Origin of the sequence: Gordonia otitidis NBRC 100426 (genome assembly GCF_000248075.1) — a bacterium.
Classification (GTDB): domain Bacteria; phylum Actinomycetota; class Actinomycetes; order Mycobacteriales; family Mycobacteriaceae; genus Gordonia; species Gordonia otitidis.
Window position 1 is genome coordinate 1 of the sequence record NZ_BAFB01000188.1, and the last position, 5,749, is coordinate 5,749.

The 5,749-nt window shown below is 64.7% G+C and carries 9 protein-coding genes; all 9 read left to right on the forward strand.

What is annotated here, in order from left to right; translation table 11 throughout:
• Window positions 1–507, forward strand: a 507-nt coding sequence (locus tag GOOTI_RS18430) for a TetR/AcrR family transcriptional regulator (protein ID WP_039994332.1), incomplete at its 5' end; no start/stop codon positions are given.
• A gap of 154 nt (window positions 508–661) precedes the next feature.
• A complete protein-coding gene (locus GOOTI_RS18435) occupies window positions 662–1,339 on the forward strand; it encodes a DUF4166 domain-containing protein (protein ID WP_039994333.1) in 678 nt (225 codons plus the stop codon).
• A gap of 52 nt (window positions 1,340–1,391) precedes the next feature.
• On the forward strand, window positions 1,392–1,832 hold the full coding sequence (locus GOOTI_RS18440) for an SRPBCC family protein (RefSeq protein ID WP_007240131.1): 441 nt from the start codon (window positions 1,392–1,394) through the stop codon (window positions 1,830–1,832).
• A 187-nt stretch (window positions 1,833–2,019) separates the two neighbouring features.
• Window positions 2,020–2,538, forward strand: a complete 519-nt coding sequence (locus tag GOOTI_RS18445; RefSeq protein ID WP_007240132.1) for a DUF6764 family protein — start codon at window positions 2,020–2,022, stop codon at window positions 2,536–2,538.
• Window positions 2,539–2,709: 171 nt separating this feature from the next.
• Complete coding sequence (ppk2, locus tag GOOTI_RS18450) at window positions 2,710–3,657, forward strand: polyphosphate kinase 2 (RefSeq protein ID WP_007240133.1); 948 nt, start codon at window positions 2,710–2,712, stop codon at window positions 3,655–3,657.
• A gap of 52 nt (window positions 3,658–3,709) precedes the next feature.
• Window positions 3,710–4,522, forward strand: a complete 813-nt coding sequence (locus GOOTI_RS18455) for a hypothetical protein (RefSeq protein WP_007240134.1) — start codon at window positions 3,710–3,712, stop codon at window positions 4,520–4,522.
• Window positions 4,509–4,736, forward strand: a complete 228-nt coding sequence (locus GOOTI_RS26890) for a hypothetical protein (protein ID WP_007240135.1) — start codon at window positions 4,509–4,511, stop codon at window positions 4,734–4,736. Before GOOTI_RS18455 ends, GOOTI_RS26890 begins: the two co-directional genes overlap by 14 nt.
• Before the next feature lie 21 nt (window positions 4,737–4,757).
• Window positions 4,758–5,474 (forward strand): alpha/beta fold hydrolase, encoded by a 717-nt coding sequence (locus tag GOOTI_RS18460; protein ID WP_083835952.1) that lies wholly within the window; start codon window positions 4,758–4,760, stop codon window positions 5,472–5,474.
• A gap of 73 nt (window positions 5,475–5,547) precedes the next feature.
• The coding region (locus tag GOOTI_RS18465) for a rhomboid-like protein (RefSeq protein ID WP_373279035.1) at window positions 5,548–5,749 on the forward strand (202 nt) is incomplete at its 3' end.

Sequence of the window (5,749 nt, forward strand, 5' to 3'; positions counted from 1 at the left end):
GTGCCCGGAACGTCGATCGGTGACGTGTTGACTGCCAGCAGCGCGCCGAGGGGATCGATCTACCACCATTTCCCCGGTGGCAAGTCTGAACTGATGACCGAGGCGGTGCGCTACGCGGGCGACTTCATCTCCTCCCGTATCGCCGCCAGTCGGGAGGGATCTGCAGCCGACTCGGTGGCGTCCATCGGAGACGTCTGGCGCAAAATGCTGGTCAACAGCGATTTCCAGCGCGGCTGCCCTGTGCTGGCAGGTGGTCTTGCCCGACGCGTGGAGCCTGCCGTGGCCGACGAAGCCGACGAGATCTTCGGACGTTGGCGCCGACAGATCGCCTCACGCCTGGTCTACGAGGGGGTCGACGACGCGCGCGCCGACTCCTTGGCCAATCTGATCATTTCCGCTGTCGAGGGGGCGGTGAGCGTGTCGATCACCCAGCGCAGCGTCGAACCTCTCGATCTCGTGATCACCGAACTTGCTCGGTTGTGCGAATCCGCTGTCGTCGCCGGCTGACGCCCGCATCACCGACCCGCGACGCAGCGACCGCGACGCCGTGATGACCACGTGAGGTAAGAGGTCTCTACACGGTGGTCTGGGCCACATAGTAGGTTCTCCCACAAGCACGGGGGCAGGGGTTGCCGTCGGCATGGCCAGGGGAGGTGGAATCGTGACGCCGGTGTATCGGGAGGCGCTGGGTTCCGACTTCGACAATTTGCACCCCAACATCGCCTGGCGTTACTCGATCGACTCGACGTCAGGCGTGGCCCAACTCGGCAGCGGGATCTACGAGTCGGTCTACGTATCGTCGGCTCTGCCGCCTCCGCTCGTCTGGTTCTACGCCAAACGCAATGCGTTCCCCGCGAGGTCGAGTCGCATGGTGCCGTTCAGCCAGAATCAGTACAGCTATGTCGACGAGCTCGGTCGGGAATCGTTGGCGGTGCTCCGGACCTTCTCGTACACCAACGGCGACCGCGCGCTCAATTCACTCCTCGTCGACGGTCGCTCCGGGCTCGTCGACTACTTCGGTGACGGTCCCGACCTTCTGTGGCCCATCGAACCGTCGGTGACGCGCGCCGGCGAACTCCTGCTCGAGAGTGGGCCGATGCGATGGCTCGGTCGCGGCCCCAAGGTGGGCATGAAGGGCCTGTTCGCCTCGCAGATGAAATACATCGAGGGCTGGGACGACGAACACGAGCGTTTCCGCTGCGACGCCACGGTGCGCAATCCCGTGCTCGGCGAGATCATCCATTTCCGCGGCTGGTTCACCGCGGTCGACGTCGCCTGCGGTCTACGGGACATTCCCGATGAGGCCTGGCCACTGCACCTCGTCGAGCGCGAGGACTGACGTATGAGGATTGACGTCGTCTCGGCCTCGGGCACAGGGTAGGTTGCTCACCATGGCCGTCTCAGCAAAGACCGAATTCGACATCGCCGCACCGCTATCGGTCGTGATGGAAGTCCTGATGGACATCGAGTCACTTCCGGAATGGTCCGGTCCCCACAAAGCAGCGGAAATCGTGAGTACCCACGATGACGGCACGCCCGACGAGGTGTCGATGACCGTCAACGCGGCGGGCATCAACGACGACCAGAGCGTCAACTACTCGTGGACCGACACCACATGCGAATGGACTTTGATCAAGTCGACGACGCTGTCGGAGCAACAGGGAAAGTACACGTTGACCGACAACGGTGACAGCACCCATGTCGAGTTCGAGTTGCAGGTCGACCTCAAGATCAAGCTGCCCGGACTCATCGTGAAGCGGGGTCAGAAAGTCGCCGTCGACACCGCCCGCAAGGGTCTGACCGCAGAGGCGGAGCGTCGCGCGAAAGCCTGAACCGCACGGCTTTTCGCCGCTTCGACGACGACGTCGGAATCCCGTATCGCGGGTTCCGGCGTCGTTTTCTATCCGTTACCTGAGAACGTGCGCTCCGCGGTATTCGTCGCGGCGAACGCGGGGTACCCTGACAGGGCTGTCCGCGTCCGCGGGAACGCCCCATCACTTCGCCTGGAGGCCAAATAAATTGCGTATCAACACTTTTGCCGTCCGTGTCTTCGCTGTCGTGTGCGGAGGCGCCGGATTACTCGCCGGGTTCACGCTCGGCGGTGGTGATGCGCACGCGGCCACCGACTGCAATGCGGCGAACGGACAGTCGGTGCAGCACATCTCCGGGACGAGCGGCTGCGGCGCACGAGCCGGCGCCGGCAGTTCGGCCAGCGCCACCGACGCGTCGTCGAGCGGCACCGCAGTGGCCGTCGCTGACGGTGGCGGCCACGCCCGCGCACACAACCTGCAGCCCGGTTCCACCGCCCTGGCGGGAGCGAACTCGGGTGGCAACGCGTACTCGGTGACGACCGGACCGGGCGCGATGTCCATCGCACAGGCGCATCGTGGGAGCAACTCCGTCGCCGTCGGCGGCTGGGGTGGCCAGGCCGTCGCCACACCGCAGGGCGTCGCGTGCACGGGCGGGTTCGCGGCAGCAGCAGACTCGGGCAGTGGCAAGGCCTGCCTGCGCTCCGGGTCGGTCAGCCTGCGCAACTGACGTGTGATCGCTGCGAGGACTGCCGACGTTCGGAACACTGAACGTCGGCAGTCGTCGTTCGGGTGCCTCGTTCGCTGCGCACATCGTCATGTGGCCTCGGCAACGGTGTCGACCATGCCCAGTTCACCTCATTGCTACGCAGTGTTTGCCCGATACGCATATCGTTGGGTAGTGACCGAGTTACACGATCTCGAAGCCGTCGGCCCCGATTTCAGCAAGTTGAACGGCCGGGAGGCCCTCCAACAGCTCGTCGATCTGAAAGACACCACGCAGTTCACGGTGAACGACGATGACGACGACGACCCGATCCTCCTGACGCTCCCCGAGCGCAACGTCGTCGACACCTGGCGCGAGGACTACCCGTACGACGAGCGCATGAGTCGCCGTGAGTACGAGATCACCAAGCGTCGCCTGCAGATCGAACTGTTGAAGATGCAGAAGTGGTCCAAGCAGACCGGACAACGCCACCTGTGGTTGTTCGAGGGTCGCGACGCCGCAGGTAAAGGCGGCACGATCAAACGCTTCAACGAGCACCTCAATCCGCGCGGCGCCCACACCGTTGCGTTGGAGAAGCCGAGCGAGCGCGAATCGACCCAGTGGTACTTCCAGCGGTACGTGCAGCATCTCCCCGCAGGTGGCGAGATCATCTTCTTCGACCGCTCCTGGTACAACCGTGCGGGGGTCGAGCGGGTCATGGGGTTCTGTACCGACGAACAGTACGAAGAGTTCATGCGGCAGGCCCCGGGTTTCGAGAAGATGCTCGTCGACGACGGCATCAGCCTGGTGAAATTCTGGTTCTCGGTGACCCCCCTCGAGCAGCGAACCCGATTCGCGATCCGGCAGATCGACCCGGTGCGACAGTGGAAACTCTCGCCGATGGACCTCGCTTCGCTCGACAAGTGGGACGCCTACACGGCGGCCAAGGAGAACATGTTCGAGCGCACCGACACCGACCATGCCCCGTGGACGGTAGTGAAGAGCAACGACAAGAAGCGTGCCCGGATCAACGCGATGCGTTACGTACTGTCGCTGTTCGACTACGAGGGCAAGGACGAGGAATTCGTGGGTCAGCCCGACCCCCTCATCGTCGGGCGTGCCCGCGATCTGGTCGGGGAGTGACGTGCGCTGAGCACTCATCGAGAGGTCAGCATCGACCGGTAGCGTCGTAGCCGTGCGAACCTTCCTCAGTGGTCTGGCGACGATCGTCGCGTTCGTGGCCATCGTGCTTGCAGTGCCGACAGTCTGGATCAGCGAACGAATCGTCGACGACGACGGGTTCAGCTCACTGATCGAGCCGGTGGGGCACGACCAGGCCGTCAAGGACTACCTCGCAGGACAGATCACCGATGAGATCGCGTCACGCACGCCGATCTCGGGAGCTCAGTCTGTTGTCCGCCCGCTGGCCAACGCGTATACCAACAGCTCGCAGTTCCCGGCGGACTTCGCCGATGTGGCCAGACAGCAGCACCAGTGGTTGTTCGACGAAGCCTCCGACCCGAACGCCGAGATGCAGCTCGACATCACGTCTATGGTCAACCGAGTGTTGGCGAGCGCGAATGTCGGCGTCAGCGTCTCGGGTCCGATCACGATTCCGGTCTCCAACGGCGAGACGGGTCTGCACGCCGGCGCCTATCACCGTGCCGGTGAGCAGATCACGACGGTCGGCAAGGTGTCGGCGATCGTGGGGATCGTTGCCGCGATCATCGCTCTGTTGGTAGCACGACGGCGCGGGACGGTGATCGCATGGCTCGGTATTGCGACGGTCGTCGCGGGTCTCGTGTGCTGGGCTGCCGCAGCGCTCTACGGGTCGTATCTGAAAAACGACCTCTCGTCGTCGGGTAACACCGCGAAACCGGTTGCCGACGTCGTCATCGACACCATCTCGCACGAACTGCAGTGGACCGGCGTCATCTCGATGCTCGTGGGGGCCGGAATCCTGGTGTTCGGAATCATCATCCGGCTCGCCTTCGGTGGACGGCGATGACGGCGCGCTTTCGGCGGACGGTGATGACGGCGCGCCTTCGGCGGACGAGGGCGGCGTGGTGACTGCGAACACCATTGACTTCTCCGTTCCGCAGCGTGCGCCAGATGTCGTCGACGACATGGTGTTGGCAGACGGCACCCGTACACCGGTGCGGATCTTCCGCGCCGAGGCCGACACCGCCGGGCCGCTGGTTGTCCTGTTTCCCGGACTGTGAACCCCCGCGAGCTACTTCGACCTGTTCGCCACTCGCTGTGCTGCTGCCGGGGTGTCGGTGGCGTGCGCCGACCTGCGCGGGCAGGGCGCGAGCAGACCCCGCCCGTCGCGCTCAAGCACGTTTGGTCAGCAGCAGATGGTCGTCGACGACGTGCCCTCGGCGATCGCTGTCGCGCGGCACCACGTCCCCGAAGGGGCTCTGTTCCTTGCCGGACATTCGATGGGCGGCCACATCGTGTCGCTCTACGCCGCGCGACAGGCCCGCCTCGGCGCCGACGACGCGCACCGCCTCCGCGGACTCATCCTGATCGCGTCCGGCGTCCCGTTCCACAAGCTGTACCACGGCGGTTCGGGCCTGCGGGCCTCCCTGGGGCCGCTCGCGATGCACCGGATCTCGCGTGCCGTCGGATTTTGGCCGGGAACCGTCGTCGAAGGCTACGGCAGACAGTCACAGGTGCTCATCCGAGATTGGACGTACCTGAATCGCCACGGCCGGTTCAGCCCTCGTGGTGCGGACATCGACTACGAGGCGGCATTCGCCGAGATCGACCTTCCGGTGCTCGCGGTGACAATCGGAGCCGACTCCGACGCACCGCCTCCGGTGATGGGCGCATTGACGGCGAAGTTCACTCACAGCGCCGTCGACCATCGACACATCGCCGCACCGCTCGGTCACAACCGTTGGGCGCGTGATCGGGCCGTGCCGCAACTGGTGACCGAGTGGCTGCATGGACTGTGACATTGCTGGGAGGACCAGCACGCTCGCGTGATGGATGCGCGTGTCGGTCGGCGGTGCGTCACACTTGACCACGATGACGCAGGTACCGGGTGAGACGAAAGATCGACCGCGCCGACGCGTGGCCGCCCGAGTACTCGGCTGCCTGCGTAGTGCGCCACTGACGTTCGCGTGGATGACCGTTCTCCTGGGGACGACAATCGCCCAGCGGCACATGAGTCCCGGCGATCTCGATCGGGTGCTCGGAGCGCGTTCCACCAATCTCGAACACCTCATGG